This window comes from Caballeronia sp. BR00000012568055, assembly GCF_029439455.1.
GTDB lineage: Bacteria > Pseudomonadota > Gammaproteobacteria > Burkholderiales > Burkholderiaceae > Caballeronia.
In genome coordinates, this window is the sequence record NZ_JAQFVG010000243.1 from 26,116 (window position 1) to 51,279 (window position 25,164).

Annotated in this window: 18 protein-coding genes, 1 tRNA gene and 1 pseudogene; 15 read left to right on the plus strand and 5 right to left on the minus strand. The window is 59.7% G+C overall.

The features are described 5' to 3' along the window. Nucleotides 1-191: 191 nt before the first annotated feature. Nucleotides 192-1,718, plus strand: coding sequence for an AMP nucleosidase (locus P7F28_RS11835; protein WP_277184676.1), 1,527 nt, complete (start codon nucleotides 192-194; stop codon nucleotides 1,716-1,718). Between the two features lie 50 nt (nucleotides 1,719-1,768). On the opposite strand, the gene P7F28_RS11840 is transcribed toward P7F28_RS11835, so the two are convergent. Next, entirely contained in the window at nucleotides 1,769-2,518 is a 750-nt protein-coding gene (locus P7F28_RS11840; RefSeq protein ID WP_277184677.1) for a TIGR00730 family Rossman fold protein, read from the minus strand. 1 nt (nucleotide 2,519) lies between these two features. On the opposite strand from P7F28_RS11840, the gene polA reads away from it, so the two are divergent. From polA to P7F28_RS11855, 3 genes are all read left to right on the plus strand, one after another. After that, nucleotides 2,520-5,258, plus strand: coding sequence for a DNA polymerase I (gene polA / locus P7F28_RS11845; protein WP_277184763.1), 2,739 nt, complete (start codon nucleotides 2,520-2,522; stop codon nucleotides 5,256-5,258). Nucleotides 5,259-5,385: 127 nt separating this feature from the next. After that, nucleotides 5,386-6,741, plus strand: coding sequence for an NAD(P)/FAD-dependent oxidoreductase (locus tag P7F28_RS11850; protein WP_277184678.1), 1,356 nt, complete (start codon nucleotides 5,386-5,388; stop codon nucleotides 6,739-6,741). Nucleotides 6,742-6,914: 173 nt separating this feature from the next. After that, nucleotides 6,915-7,790, plus strand: coding sequence for a dienelactone hydrolase family protein (locus P7F28_RS11855; RefSeq protein WP_277184679.1), 876 nt, complete (start codon nucleotides 6,915-6,917; stop codon nucleotides 7,788-7,790). A gap of 4 nt (nucleotides 7,791-7,794) precedes the next feature. Here the strand turns inward: P7F28_RS11855 and P7F28_RS11860 are convergent, their stop codons facing one another. Together P7F28_RS11860 and P7F28_RS11865 are read right to left on the minus strand one after the other, a co-directional pair. Beyond that, nucleotides 7,795-8,664, minus strand: coding sequence for a sulfurtransferase (locus tag P7F28_RS11860; protein ID WP_277184680.1), 870 nt, complete (start codon nucleotides 8,662-8,664; stop codon nucleotides 7,795-7,797). Nucleotides 8,665-8,770: 106 nt separating this feature from the next. After that, nucleotides 8,771-9,877 carry an aromatic ring-hydroxylating dioxygenase subunit alpha gene (locus P7F28_RS11865; RefSeq protein WP_277184681.1) on the minus strand — a complete coding sequence of 369 codons (1,107 nt, stop codon included), beginning with the start codon at nucleotides 9,875-9,877 and terminating at the stop codon, nucleotides 8,771-8,773. Nucleotides 9,878-10,179: 302 nt separating this feature from the next. On the opposite strand from P7F28_RS11865, the gene P7F28_RS11870 reads away from it, so the two are divergent. The 5 genes from P7F28_RS11870 to P7F28_RS33845 all read left to right on the plus strand — a co-directional run bounded on the left by P7F28_RS11870 (nucleotide 10,180) and on the right by P7F28_RS33845 (nucleotide 15,032). Then, on the plus strand, nucleotides 10,180-10,494 hold the full coding sequence (locus tag P7F28_RS11870) for an exodeoxyribonuclease VII small subunit (RefSeq protein WP_277184682.1): 315 nt from the start codon (nucleotides 10,180-10,182) through the stop codon (nucleotides 10,492-10,494). Beyond that, a complete protein-coding gene (locus P7F28_RS11875) occupies nucleotides 10,491-11,378 on the plus strand; it encodes a polyprenyl synthetase family protein (protein WP_277184683.1) in 888 nt (295 codons plus the stop codon). Before P7F28_RS11870 ends, P7F28_RS11875 begins: the two co-directional genes overlap by 4 nt. A 96-nt stretch (nucleotides 11,379-11,474) precedes the next feature. Beyond that, nucleotides 11,475-13,391, plus strand: a complete 1,917-nt coding sequence (gene dxs, locus P7F28_RS11880) for a 1-deoxy-D-xylulose-5-phosphate synthase (protein WP_277184684.1) — start codon at nucleotides 11,475-11,477, stop codon at nucleotides 13,389-13,391. Between the two features lie 141 nt (nucleotides 13,392-13,532). Beyond that, nucleotides 13,533-14,339: a GTP cyclohydrolase FolE2 gene (folE2, locus tag P7F28_RS11885; protein ID WP_277184685.1), complete on the plus strand. Its 807-nt coding sequence runs from the start codon at nucleotides 13,533-13,535 to the stop codon at nucleotides 14,337-14,339. Between the two features lie 66 nt (nucleotides 14,340-14,405). Next, the gene (locus P7F28_RS33845; RefSeq protein WP_277184686.1) at nucleotides 14,406-15,032 is read left to right on the plus strand and encodes a glutathione S-transferase family protein; all 627 of its coding nucleotides are present in this window, start codon (nucleotides 14,406-14,408) and stop codon (nucleotides 15,030-15,032) included. Here the strand turns inward: P7F28_RS33845 and tsaD are convergent. Further along, a complete protein-coding gene (gene tsaD / locus P7F28_RS11895; protein WP_277184687.1) occupies nucleotides 15,016-16,047 on the minus strand; it encodes a tRNA (adenosine(37)-N6)-threonylcarbamoyltransferase complex transferase subunit TsaD in 1,032 nt (343 codons plus the stop codon). The two genes, P7F28_RS33845 and tsaD, sit on opposite strands and share 17 nt — an antisense overlap. A 77-nt stretch (nucleotides 16,048-16,124) precedes the next feature. On the opposite strand from tsaD, the gene P7F28_RS11900 reads away from it, so the two are divergent. The 6 genes and pseudogenes from P7F28_RS11900 to P7F28_RS11925 form a co-directional block, all read left to right on the plus strand. Continuing rightward, nucleotides 16,125-17,336 (plus strand): NAD(P)/FAD-dependent oxidoreductase, encoded by a 1,212-nt coding sequence (locus P7F28_RS11900; protein ID WP_277184688.1) that lies wholly within the window; start codon nucleotides 16,125-16,127, stop codon nucleotides 17,334-17,336. A 241-nt stretch (nucleotides 17,337-17,577) separates the two neighbouring features. Further along, nucleotides 17,578-18,024, plus strand: coding sequence for a GatB/YqeY domain-containing protein (locus P7F28_RS11905; protein ID WP_277184689.1), 447 nt, complete (start codon nucleotides 17,578-17,580; stop codon nucleotides 18,022-18,024). Between the two features lie 21 nt (nucleotides 18,025-18,045). After that, nucleotides 18,046-19,926 (plus strand): DNA primase, encoded by a 1,881-nt coding sequence (gene dnaG, locus P7F28_RS11910; RefSeq protein ID WP_277184690.1) that lies wholly within the window; start codon nucleotides 18,046-18,048, stop codon nucleotides 19,924-19,926. A 429-nt stretch (nucleotides 19,927-20,355) separates the two neighbouring features. After that, nucleotides 20,356-22,410, plus strand: coding sequence for an RNA polymerase sigma factor RpoD (rpoD, locus tag P7F28_RS11915; protein ID WP_277184691.1), 2,055 nt, complete (start codon nucleotides 20,356-20,358; stop codon nucleotides 22,408-22,410). 145 nt (nucleotides 22,411-22,555) lie between these two features. Next, nucleotides 22,556-22,632: transfer RNA gene (locus P7F28_RS11920), tRNA-Ile, on the plus strand. Between the two features lie 456 nt (nucleotides 22,633-23,088). Continuing rightward, nucleotides 23,089-23,928: pseudogene (locus P7F28_RS11925) on the plus strand (type I restriction endonuclease); the annotation flags it as partial. Between the two features lie 296 nt (nucleotides 23,929-24,224). On the opposite strand, the gene P7F28_RS11930 reads toward P7F28_RS11925, so the two are convergent. Continuing rightward, nucleotides 24,225-25,163 carry a glycosyltransferase family 4 protein gene (locus P7F28_RS11930; RefSeq protein ID WP_277184692.1) on the minus strand — a complete coding sequence of 313 codons (939 nt, stop codon included), beginning with the start codon at nucleotides 25,161-25,163 and terminating at the stop codon, nucleotides 24,225-24,227. Between the last annotated feature and the right edge of the window lies 1 nt (nucleotide 25,164).

The following is a 25,164-nucleotide window of genomic DNA, read 5'->3' on the forward strand; positions in this document are numbered from 1 at the left end:
GCACATTCAATGCCGGATTCAATGCCCGACTCCGGCGCAACGCCTTATTTTGCGCCGCTTTCGCGCGTTTCGAATAAATGCCGTTGTACCGTGTCGCCGGGCGCACTCATGGCAGCATGGGCTTCATGGTCCGCACAATCTTCCGTGTTAATGTCTTTCGATACGATGGCATTCGGAATATCTACAAGATCATGACAAACGACCGGACACAAACCACGCAAGGCACACCCGCCAACGACTTTCCCACCGAATCTTTCGACGATCCCGTCGCTGCCGTCACGCGCCTTTCCGCGATCTACGAAGCCAACACGGGCTTTCTGCGCGACGCCTTCGCGCGGTATCGGCGCAACGAGCAGTTCACGCATCGCGTGCGCGCGTGCTATCCGTTCGTGCGCGTGCGGACCGAGCTGAATACGCAAATCGACTCGCGGCGTTCGTACGGCTTCGTTGCCGGACCGGGCATCTTCGAAACCACGCTGACACGGCCCGATCTGTTTGGCGATTACTACCGTGAGCAATTGCGCTTGCTGACGAAGAACCATCACGTGGGAATCGAAGTGGGCGTATCGGCGCAACCCATTCCGATTCACTTTGCGTTCGCGGAAGGCATTCACCTCGAGGGCGATCTCGATCGCGACCGCTTGCTCGCCATGCGCAATATCTTCGATACACCCGACCTCGCGTTGCTGGACGATCGCATTGTCAATGGCACGTATGAGCCGGGACCGGGCGAGCCGCATCCGCTGGCTTTGTTCACGGCGGCGCGGGTGGATTTCTCGTTGCATCGGCTGAGGCACTACACGGCGACTTCGCCGACGCATTTTCAGAACTACGTGCTTTATACGAACTACCAGTTTTATATCGATGAGTTCGTGAAGCTCGGCCGCACGATGATGTCGCGCGCCGACGATGAAGAGACGCGCGCGTATCGCAGTGAATATTCGTCGTTCGTCGAACCAGGCGATGTGATCACGTATAACGCGAATCTCGGTGAGCAACCGGAAGAGGGCGCGGCACCCCCGCGCTTGCCGCAGATGCCCGCGTATCACCTGAAGCGTGCGGACGGCAGTGGCATCACGATGGTGAATATCGGCGTGGGGCCGTCGAATGCGAAGACCATCACGGATCATATTGCAGTGTTGCGGCCGCATGCGTGGATCATGCTCGGTCACTGCGCGGGTTTGCGCAATACGCAGCGTCTGGGCGATTACGTGCTGGCGCACGGTTATGTGCGCGAAGACCACGTACTCGATGATGATCTGCCGTTGTGGGTGCCGGTGCCTGCGCTTGCCGAAGTGCAGGTTGCGTTGGAACGTGCCGTTGCGCAGGTCACGCAATTGGATGGCGTCGAGTTAAAGCGTGTGATGCGCACGGGTACGGTCGCGAGCGTCGATAACCGCAACTGGGAGTTGCGCGATCATCGCGAGCCGGTGCGTCGGTTGTCGCAAAGTCGCGCGGTGGCGCTCGATATGGAAAGCGCGACGATCGCGGCGAACGGGTTCAGATTCCGTGTGCCTTATGGGACGCTGCTGTGTGTATCGGATAAGCCGTTACATGGTGAGTTGAAGCTGCCGGGAATGGCGGATCAGTTCTATCGCGCGCAAGTGGATCAGCACTTGCAGATCGGCGTGAAGGCGATGGAGTTGTTGCGGATGAACGGCTTGTCGAAGCTGCATTCGCGGAAGTTGCGGAGCTTTGCGGAAGTGGCGTTTCAGTAAGCAAGGAAGCAAAAAAGCGGGATCAAGCGATCCCGCTTTTTTGTCGCGCATTACAAATAGAACGGCCGATCATCATCCGACTTACCTTCCGCCGGCTGCTCAGCCACATCCTCACGATCTTCATAAAACGCCAACACCGCATCCAGCACCTGATCCGGATCGTCGATCACCTTCATCAGATCCAGATCCTTCTCGCTGATCACGCCATTGGTCAACAGTGTGTTCTTGAACCAATCGAGCAAGCCGGCCCAAAACTCCGCGCCCACCAAAACGATAGGCACATGGCGCGACTTCTTGGTCTGAATCAGGGTCAGCACTTCGGCCAGTTCATCCAGCGTGCCGAAACCGCCTGGCATCACCACGACCGCATCCGAGTTCTTCACGAACGTGACCTTGCGCGTGAAGAAGTGGCGGAATCGCAGCGAGATATCCTGCCATTGATTGCCCGACTGCTCGTGCGGCAATTCGATGTTCAAACCCACCGACGGCGACTTGCCCGCATGCGCGCCTTTGTTGGCCGCTTCCATGATGCCCGGACCGCCGCCCGAGATCACCGCGAAGCCCGCATCGGAGAATTTCTGCGCGATTTCGATGGTCAGCTTGTAGTACGGCGACTCGGGTTTGAGACGCGCGGAACCATATATGCTGATGGCAGGACGGATCTCCGAGAGGTACTCGGTCGCCTCGATAAACTCTGCCATAATCGTGAACATCTGCCACGATGCGCGAGCCTTTTTGGCCGTCGCGCGCTCTTGATCTGCGAGTGATCGCAGACTCGGAATCACTTTTCTCTTGTTCATAATGCCTGAAGAACGAAGTCTTGAAGGTAAGACCCTGCTATTGGTCGACGGTTCTAGCTACTTGTACCGGGCCTACCATGCCATGCCCGACCTGCGTGGTCCCGACGGCGGCCCTACAGGCGCGCTGTACGGGATGATCAACATGCTGCGGCGCTTGCGGCGCGAAATCAATGCAGAGTATAGCGCGTGCGTTTTTGACGCCAAGGGCAAAACTTTCCGCGACGACTGGTACGCTGACTACAAGGCCAATCGTCCTTCCATGCCCGAGGACCTCTCGAAGCAGATCGAGCCCATTCATGTGGCCGTGCGTGCGCTCGGCTGGCCGCTCGTGATGATCGAAGGTGTCGAAGCCGACGATGTGATCGGCACGCTCGCGGTTCAGGCCGAAAAACGCGGCATGAAAGTGATCGTGTCGACGGGCGACAAGGATCTGGCGCAACTCGTGACGGATCATGTCACCCTCATCAATACGATGACCAACGAAACGCTCGATCGCGCGGGCGTGCTCGCGAAGTTCGGCGTGCCGCCGGAGCGTATCGTCGATTATCTTTCGCTGATCGGCGATACGGTGGACAACGTGCCGGGCGTCGAGAAGTGCGGTCCTAAAACCGCGCTCAAGTGGCTCACGCAATACGATTCCCTTGATGGCATCGTAGAACATGCAAACGAGATCAAAGGTGCGGTAGGAGACAATCTGCGCAAGGCTTTAGACTTCCTGCCGATGGCGCGAAAGCTCGTTACCGTACACACCGAATGCGACCTCGTATCGCAAATCGAATCGATCGATACCACGCTGCAATCGCGCCCTGAATCGCGCGAGGAAATGCGTGACGTGTTCCTGCGCCACGGCTTCAAAACATGGCTGCGCGAAGTGGAAATCGCTGATGCCGTGGAAGGCCCGAGCGATACGCCGCCCGCCGAAGTCACGGAGATCGTGCATCACTATGAAACCGTGCAGACGTGGGAACAGTTTGATGCGTGGATGAAGCGCATCAATGAAGCGGAGATCACCTCGTTCGATAGCGAGACTACATCGCTCGATCCGATGACGGCGCAGATCGTGGGTGTGTCGATCTCGTGTGAGCCGGGGCATGCGGCCTATATTCCGGTTGCGCATCGCGGGCCGGATGCGCCAGAGCAATTGCCGCGCGATGAAGTGCTCGCGAAGTTGAAGCCCTGGCTCGAAGATGCATCGAAGAAGAAGGTTGGTCAGCATCTGAAATACGATGAGCAAGTGCTGGCGAATTACGGCATCGAGATTCGCGGTGTGGAGCATGACACGCTTCTTCAGTCGTACGTGCTGGAGTCGCATCGACCGCATGATATGGACAACCTCGCGTTGCGCCATCTCGGCGTGAAGACCATCAAGTACGAAGATGTCGCGGGCAAGGGTGCATCGCAGATCGGCTTCGATGAAGTGGAGCTCGAGAAGGCGTCCGCTTATGCGGCTGAAGATGCGGATATCACGTTGCGTTTGCATCAGGCGCTATATCCACAAGTCAAGCAGGAAGAAGGCTTGTTGCGTGTGTATCGCGATATCGAGATGCCGACTTCGCGCGTGCTGCGCAAGATGGAACGCAACGGAGTCCTGATCGATCGCGAACGGCTTGAGACGCAGAGCACCGAAATCGCCAAACGTCTTATCGATCTGCAAGCGCAGGCGTATGAACTCGCAGGCGGCGAATTCAATCTCGGATCGCCCAAGCAGATCGGGCAGATTTTCTTCGAGAAGCTGCAATTGCCGATCGTGAAGAAGACGCCGAGTGGCGCGCCTTCCACCGACGAAGAAGTGCTGCAAAAGCTCGCGGAAGATTATCCGCTGCCGAAGGTGCTGCTCGAACATCGCGGCTTGTCGAAACTGAAGTCCACTTATACGGACAAGTTGCCGCGCATGGTGAACGCATCGACGGGGCGCGTGCATACGAACTACGCGCAGGCGGTTGCGGTGACGGGACGTTTGTCATCGAACGAGCCGAATTTGCAGAACATTCCGGTGCGTACCGGCGAAGGGCGGCGCATTCGCGAAGCGTTTATCGCGCCGCCGGGAAGCAAGATCGTTTCCGCCGATTATTCGCAGATCGAACTGCGTATCATGGCCCATATTTCCGGCGATGAATCGCTGATGCGCGCGTTCACCAATGGCGAAGACGTGCATCGCGCGACGGCGTCTGAAGTGTTTAGCGTGACGCCGATCGAAGTCGATAACGATCAGCGCCGTATCGCCAAGGTGATCAACTTCGGCCTGATTTACGGCATGAGTTCGTTCGGGCTGGCGTCGAATCTCGGCATCACGCGTGACGCGGCGAAGTTGTATATCGACCGATACTTCGCGCGTTATCCGGGCGTGGCCGCGTATATGGAGAACACGCGTACGACGGCCAAGATGAACGGTTACGTCGAGACCGTGTTCGGGCGTCGGCTGTGGCTGCCGGAGATCAATGGCGGCAGCGGGCCGCGTCGTCAGGCAGCGGAGCGCGCGGCAATTAATGCGCCGATGCAAGGCACGGCCGCCGATCTCATCAAGTTGTCGATGATCGCGGTGCAGGACTGGATCGAATCATCGGGCATCAAGACCAAGATGATCATGCAGGTCCACGATGAACTCGTGCTCGAAGTGCCCGAGGATGAATTGCCCGAAGTCACGAAGCGCTTACCTGAACTGATGTGCGGCGTCGCGCAACTGAAGGTGCCGCTGATTGCCGAAGTCGGTGTCGGCAATAACTGGGAAGAGGCGCATTAAAAAGCTTTGCGCAAGGCATATGCGGCGGTTGTCGCATATGCCCGACATGTTGGTGACGCGCTTGTGACTGTCACGTCCGCTCACGCACAATGAGTGGCCGATCGAATAAAAGCACAGGGAGAAGTCCATGCATCGCTTCATCATCGTCGGCGGAGGGGCCGGCGGTCTCGAACTCGCAACGCGTTTGGGTGACCGCTTCGGCTCGACTGACAGCAAGACGCCGCCCAAGGCGCAGGTCACGCTCGTCGATCGCAATCCCACGCATATCTGGAAGCCGCTGCTGCATGAAGTCGCGGCGGGCAGCATGGATCCGTTCACGCAGGAACTCGAATACGCGGCGCAGGCGATGTGGCATGGCTTCGAGTTTCAGCAGGGCGAATTGGTCGGCGTGAATCGCGCGCAGAAGCGCATTACGATCGGCGCGCTGCGGGACGATGAAGCGGGCGAGATCTTGCCCGAGCGTGAACTGGAATACGACACGCTGGTGATCGCGATCGGCAGTACGACGCATTATTTTGGCGTCGATGGTGCGCAGGAAAATTCCATCGCGCTCGATACGGTCAGTCAGGCCGAATTGTTCCGCAAACGTCTGATCGCTGCCTGCATGCGTGCCGAGCACTTCACGCCTGAGCCGGTCGCGGCAGGTGTCGAAGACGAGCCGGGTATCGATCCGGTGCCGCGTATTCAGGTGGCGATCGTCGGCGCGGGCGCGACGGGCGTCGAATTGTCGGCGGAGTTGCGCAATACGGCGCAGGTGTTGTCGGCGTACGGCTTGCACAAGCTCGATCCGAAGCATGACATCGGCATTGTGCTGATCGAAGCGGGACCGCGCATTTTGCCGGCGCTGCAAGAACGGGTATCGACGGCGACAGCGGAATTGCTGACCAAGCTCGGCGTGAAATTGCTGACGGGCGAAACCGTCGCCCACGTCGCGCGCGATTCGATCCGCACCGCGAGCGGCAAGGTCATTCGCGCCGATCTAACCGTGTGGGCCGCGGGCATCAAAGCACCTTCGATTCTCTCGAATCTCGACGGCCTGACCACTAATCGCCTCGGTCAGTTGATCGTGCGCCGCACGCTGCAAACCGAAAACGACGAAAACATCTTCGCCCTCGGCGATTGCGCCGCGTGTCCGTGGCCCGGTCACGAACGTGGTGTGCCGCCGCGCGCGCAGGCTGCGCATCAGCAGGCGAGCTTTCTGTTCAAGGCGTTCGAGCGGCGCATGCAGGGCAAGCCGTTGCCCGAATATACGTATCACGATTTCGGCTCGCTGGTGTCGCTCGGGCATTACAGCGCGGTCGGCAGTCTGATGGGCGGACTGATCGGCGGCAATATGCTGATCGAAGGGCTGTTTGCGCGCTTCATGTATATGTCGCTGTATCGGCTGCATGTGGCGGCGCTGCACGGCTACGCGCGCATGGTTCTGGATACGTTCGCGCACTGGCTGCGTCGCTCGACGGCGCCGCGCGTCAAGCTGCATTGATCTTGCGTAAGCGGAATAGTCGATCTGCGCCGTTCGTTCAAGCTGTTTAGAATGGGCGGCGCGCTTTTCTCAAGTCTGGGATCAACGCGCGTTCATCGTCGTGCAGCGCCGCGTATCGTCCAGCCTTGGGGCTTCCGCGCGGTTTCGGGAATCCATTGCCGCGGGAGCTTCGTATGCTAGACCCTGAAGTCGATAGCCTCATTCCGCACGTTCCGTTCAACCGCCGTACCTTCATCAAGGCCACTTTCGGCACCGGTTTCGCCGCTGCCGTGCTGCCCGTCTCCGCCCAAACCATCCATACCGATGACACCGGTCTCGAAGCCGGCGCAGTCGGTGTACGCGGCGCGGACGGCGTGCTCGTACCGGCGTATCGGGCGCAACCGAAGGGCAAGACGCATCTGCCGGTGATCATCGTGATTCATGAGATTTTCGGCGTGCACGAACATATCGCCGATATTTGCCGACGCTTCGCCAAGCTCGGCTATATGGCTATCGCGCCGGATTTGTTCAATCGACAAGGCGACGCATCGGCATACAAGTCGATGCAGCAGCTCAACGAGCAATTGGTCTCGAAAGTGCCGGATTCGCAAGTGATTTCGGATATCGATCAGACCGTGAAATGGGCGGGCGAGCACGGCGGTGATCTGAAGCGCGTGGGTATCGTCGGATTCTGCTGGGGCGGGCGCATTTCGTGGCTCTATGCCGAGCACAATTCGAATCTGAAGGCAGCGGTTGCGTTTTATGGACGCGTGGTTGGCAACAAGACCGAGAACACGCCGAGCAATCCGCTCGATCAGGCGTCCAGTCTGAAAGTGCCCGTGCTCGGGCTATACGGGCGACAGGATCAGAGCATCCCGCAAGACACGCTCGAGCAGATGAAGCAGGCGCTCGCCAATGATCCAGCACCCGCGAAGAACTCGCAGTTCGTCGTTTATGACGATGCGGGGCATGCGTTCTTCGCGGATTATCGTCCGAGCTATCGCAAGGGCGATGCGGAGGATGCGTGGAAACGCGTGCTCGCGTGGTTCGGCGAGCACGGCGTCAAATAACGCTTCAGGGCGTAGCGCCGGTCGCGACGGGGCGGCCCGGATCGGCGCTCCATTCGCTCCACGATCCCGGGTAGAGCGCCGCGCCGTGCAGGCCGGCGATTTCCATCGCCAGCGCGTTATGGCACGCGGTCACGCCGGAGCCGCACTGCAACACCACCCGATCCGCCGATGTCGTGCCAATCAGCGAGCCGAATGCATCGCGTAATTCGTGTGCGGTCTTGAAGCGGCCTTCCTCGCTCAGATTGTTCTTGAAGAAGTGATTCAGCGCGCCGGGAATATGCCCGCCGACGGCATCGAGCGTCTCGTTCTCACCGCGATATCGATCGGCGGCGCGCGCATCGATCAGCAGATGATCGCGCGTGCCGATGCTGCGTTCGATCGCGGCGGCATCGATGGTCACTTGCAGCGGCGCGGCGGCTTTGAACGTGCCTGACGTTTTTGCCGGAACGTTGGCGTCGAGCGCTTGGCCCGCAGCTTCCCACGCTTGCAGACCGCCATCGAGCACGGCGACGGAGTCATGTCCGAGCCAGCGCAACAGCCACCACAAGCGCGCCGCGTACATGCCGCCTTGCGCGTCATACGCGACGACTTGCTGCTTGTCGTTCAGACCGAAACTCGCCAGTTTCGCCACCAAAGCCGCGCGCTCCGGCAACGGATGGCGTCCGTTCTTGCCGGTTTTCTCGCCGGACAAATCGCGATCGAGATGAAGGTACTGCGCGCCCGGAATATGCCCTTTGGCATAAGCCGCTTCGCCGGATTCGGGCGCGGCGAGATCGAAGCGGCAATCGAAAACGAGGACGCTGCCGGGCGCGGCGGCGAGCGGTACGGCAAGATTGGTCGCCGAGATGAGCGTGGTGTAGTGAGTGTGCGGCATGACGGCTCCTGAGCAGCGCTGATGAGCGAGGGCTTGAACCGTTAGTCTAAACAAAAAGGCGAGCCCGAAAGCCCGCCTTTTAGTAATACTGGCCAAACGGCCTATATCAAATCGCGCCGAGTTGATGCCGCAGAAACTCGTGGAAATGCTGCATGCCGGATTCCATCGGGCTTTGATACGGCCCGACCTGATTCTCGCCACGCGACATCAGCGCGCGGCGGCCCGCATCCATGCGCTCGGCGATTTCATCGTCTTCACGCGCGGTTTCCATATAAGCGGCGCGTTCCGCTTCGATGAACTCACGCTCGAACAGCGCGATTTCCTCGGGGTAATAGAACTCGACGATATTGGTCGTCTTCTGCACGCCTTGCGGAATCAGCCACGACACCACCAGCACGTGCGGATACCACTCGATCATCAGACCGGGGTAGTAGACCATCCAGATCGCGCCGAATTCGGGCGGCGTGCCGTTACGGAAGCGCAGCACTTCGTCGTGCCACTTGCGATACGTCGGGCTGCCCGGCTTCTCCAGATTCTTGTGGACGCCGACCGTCTGCACGCTATACCAGTCGCCGAATTCCCATTCGAGGTTGTCGCACGATACGAAGCTGCCGAGTCCCGGATGGAACGGCGCGACGTGATAATCCTCGAGATAGACCTCGACGAAGGACTTCCAGTTGTAGTTGCACTCGTGCACTTCGACGTGATCGAACATAAAGCCCGAGAAGTCAAAGTGACGCGCGGTGCCAAGTCGGGCGAGGTCCGCCGCAACGTTGCGGCCCTCCGCTTCGAACAGCAGACCTTGCCAGTTTTGTAGCGAAGTCTTGCCGAGGTTGAGGCAAGGTTTGTCCGCGAAGTGCGGCGCGCCGAGCAATTGACCGTCCAGATCATAAGTCCAGCGGTGTAGCGGGCACACAATGTTGCTGGCGCTGCCGCGCCCATTCAACATGATGGCCTGACGATGGCGGCACACGTTCGACAGCAGTTCGATATTGTTCTGCTGATTACGGACGAGCACGCGCCCTTCGTTCTCGCCCGGAAGCGCGAAATAGTTGCCCGCGTCGGGAACCATGAGTTCGTGCCCGATATAGCGAGGACCTTGCTTGAAAAGTGTTTCGATTTCTCGCGCGAGAAGCGCTTCGTCGAAATATGCCGTGACCGGCAATTGGCTGTGAAAAGCCTTGAGCTGCAACGCATTGCTCAGATTGGACATTCCTACTCCCGTAAAAACGTGAAAGCAGTGAACAACCCAACCATCGAAGATCGATCGATTTAGGGGAGCCCGCGATTATACCGAAAATCGCCACGAAGGGGCGCATAAGGTCTTGATTTGGGTATAAATTGTCGCGAGAGTTCCGCGCAAACGAGTGCCGCAATCGTGCAACCATATGAGGTGACGGGCGGCAGGGAAAACTGTCTACACGCTTTGACACGGACGGGATGCGGGTCGAAAATTTGTCTTTTGCCGTAGAATGTGCGACTTGGTTCCGAATTTCATTTGCACATCCACGATTCATGGCGAAGACCGCGGTCCGACAATCAAGCGAAGAAGCCGATACAGCGCAGCTTCCGCAGAACTACGAAGCCGCACTGGCCGAACTCGAGTCTCTCGTGGCGCGCATGGAAGAAGGCGCGCTGAGTCTCGAAGAGTCGCTGACGGCCTATCGTCGCGGTGCCACGCTTGTGGGCTTTTGCCAACAACAGCTCGAAAAAGTCGAGCAGCAGGTTCGCGTACTCGATGGCGAGACGCTCAAGCCGCTGCCCGCCGAGGTACAGCGCGCTACCCAGGGTGCCGGAGCAATCAACGACAACGGGGAAGACGATCTATGACCTTCGAACAATGGATGCGCGGCACGCTGGATCGCGTGGAAACGGCGCTCGAGCACTATCTGCCGGGTACCGATATCGCGCCGGCGCGTCTGCATGAAGCCATGCGTTATGCCGTGCTGGGCGGCGGGAAGCGTGTGCGTCCGCTGCTGTGCCATGCGGCCGGCGAATTGACCGGCGCGAGTGCGTCGGCAGTCGAAGCTGCAAGCTGCGCGCTGGAAATGATTCACGTCTATTCGCTGGTGCATGACGATATGCCCTGCATGGACGACGACGCATTGCGTCGTGGCAAGCCCACCGTACATGTCCAATATGACGATGCGACGGCACTGCTGGTCGGCGACGCGCTTCAATCGCAGGCCTTCGTTGCATTGACCGCCGAAGGCAATGGTCTGAACGATTCGCAGCAAGCCGCGCTCACGCGCGAACTCGCGTTGGCGAGCGGTTCGATCGGCATGGCGGGCGGGCAGGCGATCGATCTGGAAAGCGTGGGCCGCAAGCTGACGCGTCCGGAACTCGAAACCATGCATCGCAAGAAGACGGGCGCGTTGCTGCGCGCGGCGGTGCGCATGGGCGCGCTGGCCGGCAGCACGCCGAGCGCTGCCGATCTGGCCGCGCTGGATCGGTACGCTGCTGCAGTCGGCCTTGCTTTTCAGGTCGTGGACGATATTCTCGATGTCACCGCTGACTCCGCCACGCTCGGCAAAACCGCCGGCAAGGATGCGCAGCACGACAAACCGACGTACGTGTCGATCATCGGCCTCGATGCATCGCGCGAACTCGCGGCGCAACTCGGACGAGACGCGCACGCAGCACTGCAGCCCTTCGGCACACGAGGCCAGCGTCTGGCCGAGCTTGCCGACCTGGTCGTGAACCGGGTGAATTGATTGTTGAACGCGTGACAGACCCCACGGCGCGCGGTTTCATCGATTGAAACGAACGCGCTGAACGAATCACGCCAGTTTTCCTAAAATGGGACGACGATGTACGACTTGCTGAAAACCATCGACGATCCGGCCGATCTGCGCGCCCTCGATCGCCGCCAATTGCAACCGCTGGCCGACGAACTGCGGGCCTACGTGCTCGACAGCGTGTCGCAGACGGGCGGCCATCTGTCGTCCAATCTGGGCACGGTCGAGCTGACGATCGCGTTGCACTATGTGTTCGATACACCTGCTGACCGCATCGTATGGGATGTCGGCCATCAGACGTATCCGCACAAGATCCTGACCGGACGCCGCGATCAGATGCCGGGCCTGCGCCAGTTGAACGGCATCTCCGGCTTCCCGCGCCGCGCCGAGTCGGAATACGACACCTTCGGCACCGCGCATTCGAGCACGTCGATTTCGGCGGCACTCGGCATGGCGGTCGCGAACAAGCTCCAGGGCGACAACCGCTATTCAATCGCCGTGATCGGCGACGGCGCGATGACCGCCGGCATGGCCTTCGAGGCGATGAACAACGCGGGCGTTGCCGACGACCTTCCGTTGCTCGTCATCCTCAACGACAACGATATGTCGATTTCGCCGCCGGTCGGCGCGTTGAATCGCCATCTCGCGCGTCTGATGTCGGGCCGTTTCTACGCTGCCGCGCGTGCGGGCGTCGAACGCGTGCTGCGCGCCGCGCCTCCCATGTTGGATCTCGCTCGCAAGCTCGAAGAGCACGCCAAGGGCATGATCGTCCCGGCGACGCTGTTCGAAGAATTCGGCTTCAACTACATCGGTCCGATCGACGGTCATGATCTCGATTCGCTGATTCCGACGCTGCAAAACATCAAGGAACTGCGCGGTCCGCAATTCCTACACGTCGTCACGAAGAAAGGCCAGGGCTACAAGCTCGCCGAAGCCGATCCGGTGCTGTATCACGGTCCGGGCAAGTTCAATCCGGCCGAAGGCATCAAGCCCGCGACCACGCCGTCGAAGAAAACCTACACGCAGGTGTTCGGCGAATGGCTGTGCGACGCCGCCGCGCTCGACTCGCGCGTGGTCGGCATCACGCCGGCAATGCGCGAAGGCTCGGGCATGGTCGAGTTCGAGAAGCGCTTCCCGGAGCGTTATTTCGATGTCGGTATCGCCGAACAGCACGCGGTGACGTTTGCAGGCGGCCTGGCGGCTGACGGCATGAAGCCGGTCGTCGCGATCTATTCGACCTTCCTGCAACGCGGCTACGATCAACTGATCCACGACGTCGCGCTGCAAAACCTGCCGGTCGTGTTCGCGATCGATCGCGCGGGTCTGGTCGGCGCGGACGGCGCAACGCACGCGGGCAATTACGACCTCGCGTTCCTGCGCTGCATTCCGAACATGACGGTGATGGCGGCATCGGACGAAAACGAATGTCGTCAGATGCTGTACACCGCGCTTCAGCAGTCGAATCCGACGGCCGTGCGTTATCCGCGCGGTGCGGGCACGGGCGTGGCGACCGTCAAGCAAATGACCGCGATTCCGGTCGGCAAGGGCGAAATTCGCCGCGAATCGACGCAAAAGCTCGGCTCGGGCAAACGCATCGCGATTTGCGCGTTCGGCACGATGGTCGCGCCGTCGATCGCGGCAGCCGAACAGCTCGATCTGACCGTCGCCAATATGCGCTTCGTGAAGCCGGTCGATGCCGATTTGCTGCGCGAACTCGCCGCCACACACGATGCCATTGTGACTATCGAAGAAGGCGCGATCATGGGCGGCGCGGGTTCGGCGTGCGTGGAAGCGCTGCTGGCCAGTTCCATCGTCAAACCCGTGCTGCAATTGGGCTTGCCGGACACCTTTATCGATCATGGCGATCCGGCCAAGCTGCTCGCCAGCGTCGGTCTGGATGCAACGGGCATCGCGCGTTCCATCCGCGAGCGTTTTCTCGATGCCATCGAAAGCGCCAACGCGGGCAAGCTGACAAAGCGGGTTGCCTGATTCTTTTGCTGCGAACGGCGCACGGGGTGCGTCGTGCATCAACGTTTGAACGCACGGCGCGGGCATGGTCCCGCGCCGTGTGCGCTTTGACGATACGAATCGCCCGCGTCTGTCCGGCGCGCGGCGCATAAGGACAAAACCATGAATCAGATGAATCCCGCCTTCGTGATGCCCGACGTTCAAAGTACCCCCGACACGCGCCAGATCGCGATTCAGCGCGTCGGCGTGAAGGGCGTGCGGCATCCGTTGACGGTGAAGACGGCGAGCGGCGTGCAGCCGAGCGTTGGCGTGTGGAATCTCGATGTGCATCTGCCTGCCGATCAAAAGGGCACGCATATGTCGCGCTTCGTCGCGCTGCTGGAAGAGAATCGCGAGCCGCTGGATCAGGCTGCGTTGCGTGGTTTGCTGGCTTCGATGTTGACGAAGCTTGAGGCGCATTCCGGGCGTATCGAAGTGAGCTTGCCGTACTTCGTGATGAAGACCGCGCCTGTGTCCGGCGTGCAAAGTCTGCTCGATTACGAAGCGACGTTCGTGGCCGAAAAGCGCGACGGCGAAACGCGTCTGTCGATGAAAGTGCTGGTGCCGGTCACGAGCCTGTGCCCGTGCTCGAAGAAAATCTCGCAATATGGCGCGCACAATCAGCGCTCACATGTGACGATTTCCGCTGAATTGGCGGGTGAAGTCGCGGTGGAAGAATTGATTCGGATTGCGGAAGAAGAAGCATCGTGCGAACTGTGGGGTTTGCTCAAGCGGCCCGACGAGAAGTTCGTCACCGAGCGCGCATATGAAAATCCGAAGTTCGTCGAAGACCTCGTGCGTGATGTCGCGACGCGTTTGAATGCGGATGCGCGCATCGTCGCGTATGTGCTGGAAGCGGAAAACTTCGAGTCGATTCACAATCACAGCGCGTATGCGGTGATCGAGCGGGACAAGCGCGTTCAGTCTTGAATGGTGTTTTGTTGTACGGCTCCGCGCGACATTAAACTGTCCGTCCACTTCTAAGCGGAGCCTATCGTGATCCTCATCGGCCAATACGATTCCCCGTTCGTGCGGCGCGTCGCCATCGCGCTGAGTCTTTATGGCATGGCGTACGAGCATCGCCCGTGGTCCGTGTTCGGCGATGCCGAGCAGATCGCGCCGTTCAATCCGCTGATCCGCGTGCCTACGCTCGTACTCGATTCGGGCGATGTGCTGATCGAAAGCGCGATGATCCTCGATTATCTCGATGAGCAAGCGGGCGAGGCGCGCGTGATGATTGCATCGCAGGGAAAGGAGCGGCGTGAGGCGCTGAAGGTGTGCGCGCTCGCGACGGGCTTAGCCGATAAAGCCGTCGCGCTTGTGTATGAGCGCGTGCTGCACGAGCAGAAATCGCAGACGTGGGTGACGCGTTGCACAGGACAAGTCGAGCGCGTGCTCGATGTGCTCGAAGCCAATCGCGCCGCGCGCGCCACGCCGTATTGGTTCAGCGATGCGATTGGTCACGCGGATATCGCGGTGGCTTGCGCGTTGCGATTTGCGCGTGAGGCGCATCCGTCCATCTTTACTTCGACGCGCTGGCCAACGTTGATCGGACACGCCGACCGATGCGAAGCGCTGCCGGTCTTCCAGCAGATTGTGCAGCCGTTCAACCCGCCGAATTAAGCGATGCCAAATCCCAGCGTGGTTTGACCGAAAACCCATAATCGCGCGCAGCCTGATCGGGCCAGCGCGCGAGCCGCAACGCGCCGGCCAGCGCGATCATCGCGCCATTGTCGGTGCAGAGCGACAAGTCGGGATAGTGGACATCGAAACGCCGCTTTTTCGCCGCCGCTGACAACGCTTCGCGCAGTTGCCGATTCGCGCCGACACCGCCCGCCACGACCAGCCGTTTCAGCCCCGTCTTCTTCAGCGCCGCCAGCGATTTCGCCACTAGTACGTCTACCGCTGCATCGACGAAACCGCGCGCGAGGTCGGCCTTGGCTTGCTCGCAGACATTCGCGCCAAGCTTCCGGCTTTGCGTCAGCACCGCTGTCTTCAAACCGCTGAAGCTGAAATCGAGATCGCCGGAATGCAGCATCGGACGCGGCAGCGATACCGCGCCCGGCGTGCCGAATTCCGCCATCCGCGATACTTCCGGACCGCCCGGATAACCGAGACCGAGCAGCTTGGCGGTTTTATCGAAGGCTTCGCCGGCGGCATCGTCGAGCGTTTCGCCGAGCGTCTCGTAGACGCCGACATCGGTGACGCGCATCAACTGCGTGTGACCACCGGACACGAGCAAAGCGACGAACGGAAACGGCGGCGGTTCATCGACGAGCAAGGGCGACAGCAAATGCCCTTCGAGATGATGGATGCCGACCGTCGGCTTGTCCCACGCCATTGCCAGCGCATTCGCGATGCTCGCGCCCACCAGCAGCGCGCCCGCCAGTCCCGGACCTTGCGTGAACGCGATGGCATCGATATCGCCGCGTTCGGTTTTGGCCTCGCTCATCACCTGTTCGAGCAAGGGCAGCGCGCGGCGGATGTGATCGCGCGACGCCAGTTCCGGCACCACGCCGCCGTACTCGCGATGCATCGCAATCTGCGAATGCAGCGCGTGCGCAAGCAGGCCGCGTTCGGTGTCGTAGAGCGCGAGGCCGGTTTCGTCGCAGGAGCTTTCGATGCCGAGAACTAGCATGGATTCAAGATGTTGGCGGTAACAGAAAAGTATAGCAGCGGGCTTGAATGCGCGCGTCCGCAGGTAAAATGCGCGGCATGGAATCCTTCGATATCGCCGTTATCGGCGCGGGCGCGGCGGGCATGATGTGCGCCGCTGTCGCCGCTCAGAACGGGCGCCGCGTGGTGCTCATCGACCACGCGGAAAAGCTCGCCGAAAAAATCCGCATCTCGGGCGGCGGGCGCTGCAACTTCACCAATATCAACGCGCAGCCGGCCAATTTCTTGTCGGCGAATCCGCATTTTTGCCGCTCGGCGCTGGCCCGTTATACGCCGCGCGATTTTCTCGCGCTGCTCAAGCAATATCGCGTGAAGTGGCATGAGAAGCACAAAGGTCAGCTTTTCTGCGACGACTCCAGCGAGACCATCATCGACGTGCTGAAAAGCGAGTGCGATGCAGGGCGCGTGACGTGGCGTCGTCCGGTCGCGGTGCATGAGATTCGCCACGACGGCGCGCGCTTTTCGCTCGATACGAACGCGGGCGCGATTGCATCGAACGCGCTCGTGATCGCAACGGGCGGTTTGTCGATACCGAAGATCGGCGCGACGGATTTTGGCTATCGCGTCGCGAAGCAATTCGGGCACAAGCTGATCGATACGCGGCCTGCGCTGGTGCCGCTCACGTTCACATCGGCTGACTGGACGCCATTTGCTGCCTTGTCGGGATTGTCGCTGCCGGTGCGCATCAGCGCGGGCAAAGGCAAAACGCGTGGCGAGTTCGATGAAGACTTGCTGCTGACGCATCGCGGCGTCTCGGGTCCGGGCGTGCTGCAAATTTCCAGCTACTGGAACACGTCGGAGCCGATCCAGCTCGATCTCCTCCCCGACGCCGATGCCACCGAAAGCCTGCTCGAAGCCAAAGCGGGATCGAAAAAGCAGATCGGCAATTTTCTGGCGGAATTGGTCCCCGCGCGGCTGGCGCATGCGTGGCTCGAAGCGCAGCACGTCGCCGCCGATGCGCGTCTCGCCGATCTGCCCGATCGCGTCTTGAAGGCGCTCGGCGCGTCCTTGTCGAACTGGACGCTGACGCCCAGCGGCACCGAAGGCTATCGCAAGGCGGAAGTTACGCGCGGCGGCGTCGATACGCGCGAACTGTCCTCCGCCACGATGATGAGCGAGCGCGTGCCCGGACTCTATTTCATCGGCGAAGTGGTCGATGTGACGGGTTGGCTCGGCGGCTACAACTTCCAGTGGGCGTGGGCGTCGGGCGTGGCGGCGGGCAAGGCATCGGCGGAATTTACGGCTGGCTGAAAACGCGTTTGCACTCGCCTGGCGACGCCCTCGAAAAACGAACCCGTTTGCTATACTCAAGCGGTCAATCGGAGGATTCCTCTCCGCTCTGGCCGGCGTCACGGTGGCGCTTTTCGCCGCCCGTTTCGAAGCCCGTCGATAGTCCCGCTTGAGGATGCGTTCCCAAGCGGGCTTTTGCTTTCACGACGCAGCGCGGACACGCTGGCCGGACCTCAACTCTTGTAATTGCACCGGGTGAAAGATGAGCCTCAAGGACCAGATCAGCGACGATATGAAATCCGCCATGCGCGCGAAAGAGACCGAGCGTCTCGGCACGATTCGCCTGCTGCTCGCGGCGATCAAGCAGCGCGAAGTCGATGATCGCATCACGCTCGACGACGCAGCCATCACCGGCGTCGTCGATAAGATGATCAAGCAGCGCAAGGATTCGATCAGCCAGTTCCAGGCCGCCGGCCGCGACGATCTGGTCGCCAAGGAACAAGCCGAACTCGAAGTGCTCGCCGGCTACATGCCCGAACAGCTTTCCGCCGATGCCGTCGCAGCCGAAGTGCAAGCCGCGATCGCCGCGACGGGCGCCGCTGGCCCGCAGGACATGGGCAAGGTAATGGGCGTGCTCAAGCCGAAACTCGCGGGCAAGGCGGATATGACCGCGGTGTCGGCGCAGGTCAAAGCGGCGCTTTCGAAGTAATCGCCAGATCGCCAGCTCGCTTTGATTCCGAACGCTTTCCTGCAGGATCTGCTCAACCGCGTCGATATCGTCGATGTGGTGGGCCGCTACGTCCAGTTGAAAAAGGGCGGCGCGAACTTCATGGGTCTGTGCCCGTTCCATAACGAGAAATCGCCGTCCTTTACCGTCAGTCCGACCAAGCAGTTCTATCACTGCTTCGGCTGCGGCGCGCATGGCACGGCGATCGGCTTTCTGATGGAGCACACCGGGCTGACGTTTCCTGAAGCCGTGAAGGATCTCGCGCAGGGCGCGGGATTGACGGTGCCGCAGGAGCCGTCGTTCCGTGGTGGCGGCGCGGGCGGAATGGAGAGCGCGCCGAGCAAAGCGGTGAGCGTCGCGCTGACGGAAGTCATGCAAACCGCGTGCGATTTCTATCGCAAGCAACTGCGTAGTGCGCCTGATGCCATCGCGTATCTGAAAAAGCGTGGGTTGACCGGCGAAGTCGCGGCGCGATTTGGGCTGGGTTATGCGCCGGACGGCTGGCAGAACCTCGAAGACGCTTTTCCGGACTATCGCAATGACAATCTGGTCGAATCGGGACTGGTGATTGTCAGTGAGAAGACGGACGCGCAAGGGCAGGCGCGTCGCTATGACCGGTTCCGCGAACGTGTGATGTTCCCGATCCGCAATGTGAAGGGCAATGTGATCGGCTTCGGCGGACGCGTGCTCGACGGCGGTGAACCGAAGTACCTGAATTCTCCGGAAACGCCCTTATTTAGCAAAGGCAGCGAGCTTTACGGCCTTTTCGAGGCGCGTCTTGCGATTCGTGAACTGGGCTACGCGCTCGTCGTCGAAGGCTACATGGATGTCGTCGCGCTCGCGCAACTCGGGTTTGCGAACGCCGTGGCGACGCTCGGAACGGCCTGCACGCCGGTCCACGTTCAGAAACTATTTCGTCAGACAGAAACCGTCGTATTCAGTTTCGATGGCGATTCAGCCGGTCGTCGCGCCGCGCGCCGCGCACTGGAAGCCGCGTTGCCGCACGCGGCGGACAATCGGACCATCAAGTTTCTGTTTCTGCCGAAAGAGCACGATCCGGACAGCTATATCCGCGAATTCGGCGCGGATGGTTTCGGCGAGCAGGTCGATCGAGCGATGCCGCTGTCGCAGTTTCTGCTGAACGAGGTGTTGAGCGACAAGGAGCTGGATCAGCCCGAAGGCCGCGCGAAGGCGCTCTTCGATGCGAAACCACTTCTGCAAGCGCTGCCCGCGAACGCGCTGCGCGTGCAGATTCTGCACATGCTGGCGGATCGGCTGGATACGCCGTTCACGGAAATCGCCGCACTGTGCGACATCGACTCGCGCGCGGCGGCCGTTGCGCGCGCGAATGTGCCGAAAAGCGAGCGGCGTCGCGTAACGGGACAGGAGCAACGCGCGTTGCGCAATCTGGTGATGTATCCGGGCATTGCTGCATCGCTCGATCAGGATAGCGAGCGCACGCTGGTCACCATGACCGAGCATGGCGAATTGTTCAGCGAACTGATCGGACACGCGCGCGAATTGGGCCCGGCGGCGGAATTCCAGCTTATTTCCGAGATATTGAGAAATGCAGCGAATGCGCCCACATACGAGGATATCTTCCAGGAAATTCTCGCCTATGATGAAAACGTGCGCGATTTATTGATGCGTGATCCGTCCGATGAGGGCGCGGCGGATCGCGTCGAGGAACAAAAGCGGTTGCTCGCCGAGGAGTTGCAGGCGACGGTCGTGAAGTTGCGGCACGACAGTTATCGCGCGCGGTTGGATCAGTTGGCGCGCCAGCCGAGCTTGTCGGCGGAGGAAGTGGCGGAGTTTTCCGATCTGTCGGCGAAGGTGGCGCAGATCAAGGCTGGACGGGCGGCGAGCCCGGACGCATCGAAGTGAAATGCTATAATTTCTAGTTCAAGGCTGATTGCTTTTTGTCAACTTTTCGCGGGTTGGAACGTCTCTTTTTTGAGAAAGGCTTGGCCCAAAAGCGCGATTGATTGACAAGTCGGTAAAACCCCGGTGTTGCCGGGTAGATGGAGAGGTACGCAGGACGCTGGCTGTATCGCCTGTTCGGTCCGGGTTGTAAAGCGTTTTCAGTGTTTTCGAACGGACAGAAGTCAGACGGAAACGCATGCCGGCGAACAGACGGGCACAAGGGAAGCGGCTGCTATTGAGGGTAAGGGGCGAATTTGATCGTAATCGGATCAGGGCCGGACCTCGGTGGCGCTCCGGGCAGGGCACGCAGGACGAAGCAGCGTGCGCATTTGGTTATTCACGGTTCCATCGGCTGTTGTCCAGCAGCCGCGAGTCGAGACTAAAGCCTGTATGGCGAACTCCATGACGAAAAAGCTGAACGATGTACCCGTCGAAGACGACGCAATGCAACCCGCAGAGCCGACCGCCGCACCGGCGGCAAAGGTCGAAAAGGCCAGGGCTCGCGATCGCCGCGCGAAAGAAAAGGCGCTGCTGAAGGACGCGTTCTCGTCGAGCGCGCCCGGCACGGTCGAGGAACTCGAAGAGCGGCGCGGCAAACTGCGCGCGCTCATCAAGCTCGGAAAGGAGCGAGGCTTCCTCACGTACGGTGAAATCAACGATCACCTTCCGGACAACTTCACGGAAACCGAGGCGATCGAAGGGATCATCAGCACGTTCAACGACATGGGCGTGGCGGTGTACGAGCAAGCGCCCGATGCCGAAACGCTGCTTCTCAACGACAACGCTCCGAACGCCTCTTCCGACGATGAAGTCGAGGAAGAAGCCGAAGTCGCGCTGTCCACCGTCGATTCCGAATTTGGCCGCACGACCGACCCGGTGCGCATGTACATGCGCGAGATGGGCACGGTCGAACTGCTGACGCGTGAGGGCGAAATCGAGATTGCCAAGCGCATCGAAGACGGCCTCAAGCACATGGTCATGGCGATCTCCGCCTGCCCGACGACCATCGCCGATATTCTCGCGATGGCCGAACGTGTGCAGAACGAAGAGATTCGTGTCGATGAACTCGTCGATGGCCTGATCGATCCGAATGCCGAAGATACTGACGGTTTCTCCGAGCAGGAAGCCGAGGCGATCGAATCGGAAGACGAGGAATCGGACGAAGAGAGCGACGAGGAAGAGGAAGACGACGATGGCGCGGCGCAAGCCAGCGCCAACGCCGCGCAACTCGAAGCGCTCAAACTCCAGTCGCTCGAGAAATTCGCGCTCATCAGCGAATGGTTCGACAAGATGCGTCGCGCTTATGAGAAGGAAGGCTATAAGTCGAAGGCGTATCTGAAGGCGCAAGAGGCCATTCAAACCGAGCTGATGAACATTCGCTTCACGGCGCGCACGGTCGAGCGTCTGTGCGATACGCTGCGCGCGCAGGTGGATGAAGTGCGTCAGGTCGAGCGGCAGATTCTGCATACCGTCGTCGATAAATGCGGGATGCCGCGCGCTGAATTCATCGCGCGTTTCCCGGGCAGCGAAACCGATCTCGAATGGTCCGATAAGGTCGTAGCCGAAGCGCACGAGTACAGCGCGGTGCTGGAGCGCAATATTCCCGCGATTCGTGAACAGCAACAACGTCTGCTGGACTTGCAGGCGCGTGTGGTGTTGCCGCTGAAGGACCTGAAGGAAACCAATCGCCAGATGGCGGCGGGCGAACTGAAGGCGCGGCAGGCCAAGCGCGAAATGACCGAGGCCAATCTGCGTCTGGTGATTTCGATCGCGAAGAAATACACGAACCGCGGCTTGCAGTTCCTCGATCTTATTCAGGAAGGCAATATCGGCTTGATGAAGGCGGTGGACAAGTTCGAATATCGTCGCGGCTATAAGTTTTCGACGTACGCGACGTGGTGGATTCGCCAGGCTATTACGCGATCGATTGCGGATCAGGCGCGCACCATCCGGATTCCGGTTCATATGATCGAGACGATCAACAAGATGAACCGTATTTCGCGGCAGATTCTGCAGGAAACCGGTCTCGAGCCGGACCCGGCGACGCTGGCCGAGAAGATGGAAATGCCGGAGGACAAGATCCGCAAGATCATGAAGATCGCGAAGGAGCCGATCTCCATGGAAACGCCGATCGGTGACGACGACGACTCGCATCTGGGCGATTTCATCGAAGACACGAACACGGTGGCGCCTTCGGATGCCGCCTTGCATGCTTCGATGCGGGATGTCGTAAAGGATGTGCTCGACTCGCTGACGCCGCGTGAGGCGAAGGTGCTGCGCATGCGGTTTGGTATCGAGATGAGTACGGATCACACGCTCGAAGAAGTCGGCAAACAGTTCGATGTCACGCGCGAGCGGATTCGCCAGATCGAGGCGAAGGCGCTGCGCAAACTGCGACATCCGAGCCGGTCGGATAAGCTCAAGTCGTTCCTCGAGGGGAATTGACGGGCTTGTATTGAGACGTGTTGTGAGGCACACTCGCTACCCTTCGCAAGTCGCCTCACGCTTGGTCAGGATGTGATGAGAAAGCGCCGATTCGGCGCTTTCTTTTTGTGGTTTTCTGATCTTTGCGCGCTTGCTGTCCTGTGCGGGGCCGGAAGCTTAAATGGTATAAGCTGTCGACTCATAATCGACCGATAGTGGGTTCGAATCCCACCCGGCCCACCAAGTTATTTGTTTAAAAAACAAATACTTAGTATATTGCCGCTTCTGATAATCGGCTTTCAGGCACACCTGTCGGGACCATGTGGGGATATGTTACTCACTAGGGCCTCAATAGCAGCTACGTTGAAACTGTTGCTGAGTGAGGCCCTTGCGTAATCCTCGCGTGTTCGTTTGTCATCCTTGTGGGTAGGCACGCTACTCCCTAAGGCATAGAAGAAGTCCGCGGTATGTATTTGTGGGTACAACCGGGCGGCCATTGCGCGTCGTTTATTTGTGTTGCAATGGTAAGCCGACAAAGGTTATGCACCAAGCTGCACGTCAGCGGAGCTCGTTTCCGACCAGAAGTGGTCTGTAAGATTTGTCCAAGGCGGAAGTTCACAGCCCCTTTCGAGGCGGCTTCTAAGGAACGGCAGTCACCCGCATCGCCTTCCGATTCATAGCCAACGCACGTTCTTCCCCATGCCTCCATCCAAGTTCACCTACGATCTGCCGTCCGGAGCATCGAGCCGCGTCTTCAAAGAAGAGCACATCGAGTACGGCTTCCTTGGCAAGCTTCAGAACTTGAAGTACGAATACCGCGACGACATTCGCGATCGCGCCGCATTGGAGAGGAACTTCCGGGAGAAGTTCGAGGCCCTCAACCGCGTCAGGCTGACTGATGCCGAGTTCGCCAGGCTCCTGGATGAAATAGTTACCGCGGATGTCTACACCGCTGCCAAGACCCTTCGCGGCATCAATTCCTTCACCCGCGACGATGGCACGCCGTTGAACTACACGCTGGTGAACATCAAGGACTGGTGCAAAAACCACTTCGAGGTCGTTCGCCAGCTCCGCATCAACACCGACAACAGCCACCACCGCTACGACGTTCTCATTCTCATCAACGGCGTGCCCTGCGTGCAGATCGAGCTGAAAACCCTGGGCGTGAATCCACGCAGGGCAATGGAGCAGATCGTCGAATACAAGCATGACCCGGGCAACGGCTACACAAAGACGCTGCTCTGCTTCATGCAGCTGTTCATCGTCAGCAACCGCGACCGCACCTACTACTTCGCCAACAACAACGTCCGCCACTTCGCTTTCAATGCCGATGAGCGGTTTCTGCCCATCTATGAGTTTGCAGGCGAGGACAACCGCAAGATCACCCAACTCGACGAGTTCGCTGAACACTTCCTGAGAAAGTGCGACCTTGGCCGCACCATCAGCCGCTATATGGTGCTGCTTGCGGGTGAGCAAAAGCTTATGATCATGCGCCCGTACATGCCAATCATCCCATTTCTCACGCAGGCGCTGGTCGATGCCTGTCGCGGTGCTGCTTACGTTGTATGCAATCGAGCCGCTCAACGTCGCCGTTCCGCTGATGGCGCTGTTGGACGATGGTGCCTTGGTACCGCAGGCACTGCGCTTGATCGTGTAGCGCCTGCCCGCGCGATTCCGCGAGATGTTGATGGATACAAGTCAAGGGCGAATCGGCTGATCCAGAACTGGCCCTCGCACAGTAAGCAAACAACGTTGTCAAGAACTTGACGGCTGATTACCCAAACTGCGCGGCGCAAAGTTCGAAGTACCACTTCGAAGCGCAGCCTTGTCCGTTACTAAATCAACCCGCGAAGATAGGTATCCCATTCTCGAATCCGCCTATCCCACGAGAAGAAGCGGTTGAAATAGTCGACTTGTTCTGCGCGCAGGCATTCGTCTTCCACCCTTCGCAGCCGCACAGTGCGGATTGCTTCATCGAGTGCACTCACGAACCGATTGGCGTGCACGTTCACGTCCTCGGTGTAGCTGTAGATTCGTCCGAAATTCGCGCAGGTTTCAGGCAGCGCGCCAAACGAAGGGCAAACAACCAGGCAACCCGCCGACATCGCTTCGATGGCCGCAATGCAGCTTGTCTCCGCATGAATGCTCGGATACGCGAAGATATCGCACTCGGTGAGCACATCGCGGACGACCTGGTTGGGTTGTGCGCCGTGATAGCGAATGCGTGGATGTGCGCGGCAACGTTCGAATAACGCTTCGTATGGCTTATCGCGGTCGGACCAACCATATATATCAAAGCTCGAAAAAACGTCCAGTTCGATTTCCGGATGAAGCTGTACGAGATGCTCGAACACCGGCACAAGAATATTCAGACCTCGATGAGGCGTCGTGTGATAAATCAAGCGAATGCTTTTGCTCACACGCGGCCGATACGCACCGAACGGCTCGATCGCGTTCTGAAGCACCGTCATCTCGCTGAACGGCACGCCGGGAATCAGTTGAAAGAGTTGCGCCTGATAGTGCGATACACAGACAATGCCAGCGAACGCCTTGCGATTTTCCGGCCGCTCGAGAAAACCGGACTCCTCACGGCTCGGTGTGTTGTGAAGCCACAAGATGGGACGGCGAGTAGGATCAAGCGAACGCACGCGTTCCGGAATGATCTGAAAATGGCTCGCGAGTTGTGGATCGAGCCGCGCGTGCAGCATGTCGAGCATGAGTTCGGTGCCGCCTCGCGCCCGTTTGCTTAGTTCGTTGGTTTCAACAGGTTGCATA

What these genes read in the sequence shown, in the direction of transcription:
- P7F28_RS11870 (WP_277184682.1), top strand. Translation starts at nt 10,180, where the DNA reads ATGGCGAAGACCGCGGTCCGACAATCAAGCGAAGAAGCCGATACAGCG.
- P7F28_RS11930 (WP_277184692.1), bottom strand. Translation starts at nt 25,163, where the DNA reads ATGCAACCTGTTGAAACCAACGAACTAAGCAAACGGGCGCGAGGCGGC.
- P7F28_RS11860 (WP_277184680.1), bottom strand. Translation starts at nt 8,664, where the DNA reads ATGCCGCACACTCACTACACCACGCTCATCTCGGCGACCAATCTTGCC.
- P7F28_RS11905 (WP_277184689.1), top strand. Translation starts at nt 17,578, where the DNA reads ATGAGCCTCAAGGACCAGATCAGCGACGATATGAAATCCGCCATGCGC.
- folE2 (WP_277184685.1), top strand. Translation starts at nt 13,533, where the DNA reads ATGAATCAGATGAATCCCGCCTTCGTGATGCCCGACGTTCAAAGTACC.
- P7F28_RS11835 (WP_277184676.1), top strand. Translation starts at nt 192, where the DNA reads ATGACAAACGACCGGACACAAACCACGCAAGGCACACCCGCCAACGAC.
- P7F28_RS11840 (WP_277184677.1), bottom strand. Translation starts at nt 2,518, where the DNA reads ATGAACAAGAGAAAAGTGATTCCGAGTCTGCGATCACTCGCAGATCAA.
- P7F28_RS11865 (WP_277184681.1), bottom strand. Translation starts at nt 9,877, where the DNA reads ATGTCCAATCTGAGCAATGCGTTGCAGCTCAAGGCTTTTCACAGCCAA.
- P7F28_RS11855 (WP_277184679.1), top strand. Translation starts at nt 6,915, where the DNA reads ATGCTAGACCCTGAAGTCGATAGCCTCATTCCGCACGTTCCGTTCAAC.
- rpoD (WP_277184691.1), top strand. Translation starts at nt 20,356, where the DNA reads ATGGCGAACTCCATGACGAAAAAGCTGAACGATGTACCCGTCGAAGAC.
- P7F28_RS11900 (WP_277184688.1), top strand. Translation starts at nt 16,125, where the DNA reads ATGGAATCCTTCGATATCGCCGTTATCGGCGCGGGCGCGGCGGGCATG.
- dxs (WP_277184684.1), top strand. Translation starts at nt 11,475, where the DNA reads ATGTACGACTTGCTGAAAACCATCGACGATCCGGCCGATCTGCGCGCC.
- P7F28_RS11875 (WP_277184683.1), top strand. Translation starts at nt 10,491, where the DNA reads ATGACCTTCGAACAATGGATGCGCGGCACGCTGGATCGCGTGGAAACG.
- tsaD (WP_277184687.1), bottom strand. Translation starts at nt 16,047, where the DNA reads ATGCTAGTTCTCGGCATCGAAAGCTCCTGCGACGAAACCGGCCTCGCG.
- P7F28_RS11850 (WP_277184678.1), top strand. Translation starts at nt 5,386, where the DNA reads ATGCATCGCTTCATCATCGTCGGCGGAGGGGCCGGCGGTCTCGAACTC.
- polA (WP_277184763.1), top strand. Translation starts at nt 2,520, where the DNA reads ATGCCTGAAGAACGAAGTCTTGAAGGTAAGACCCTGCTATTGGTCGAC.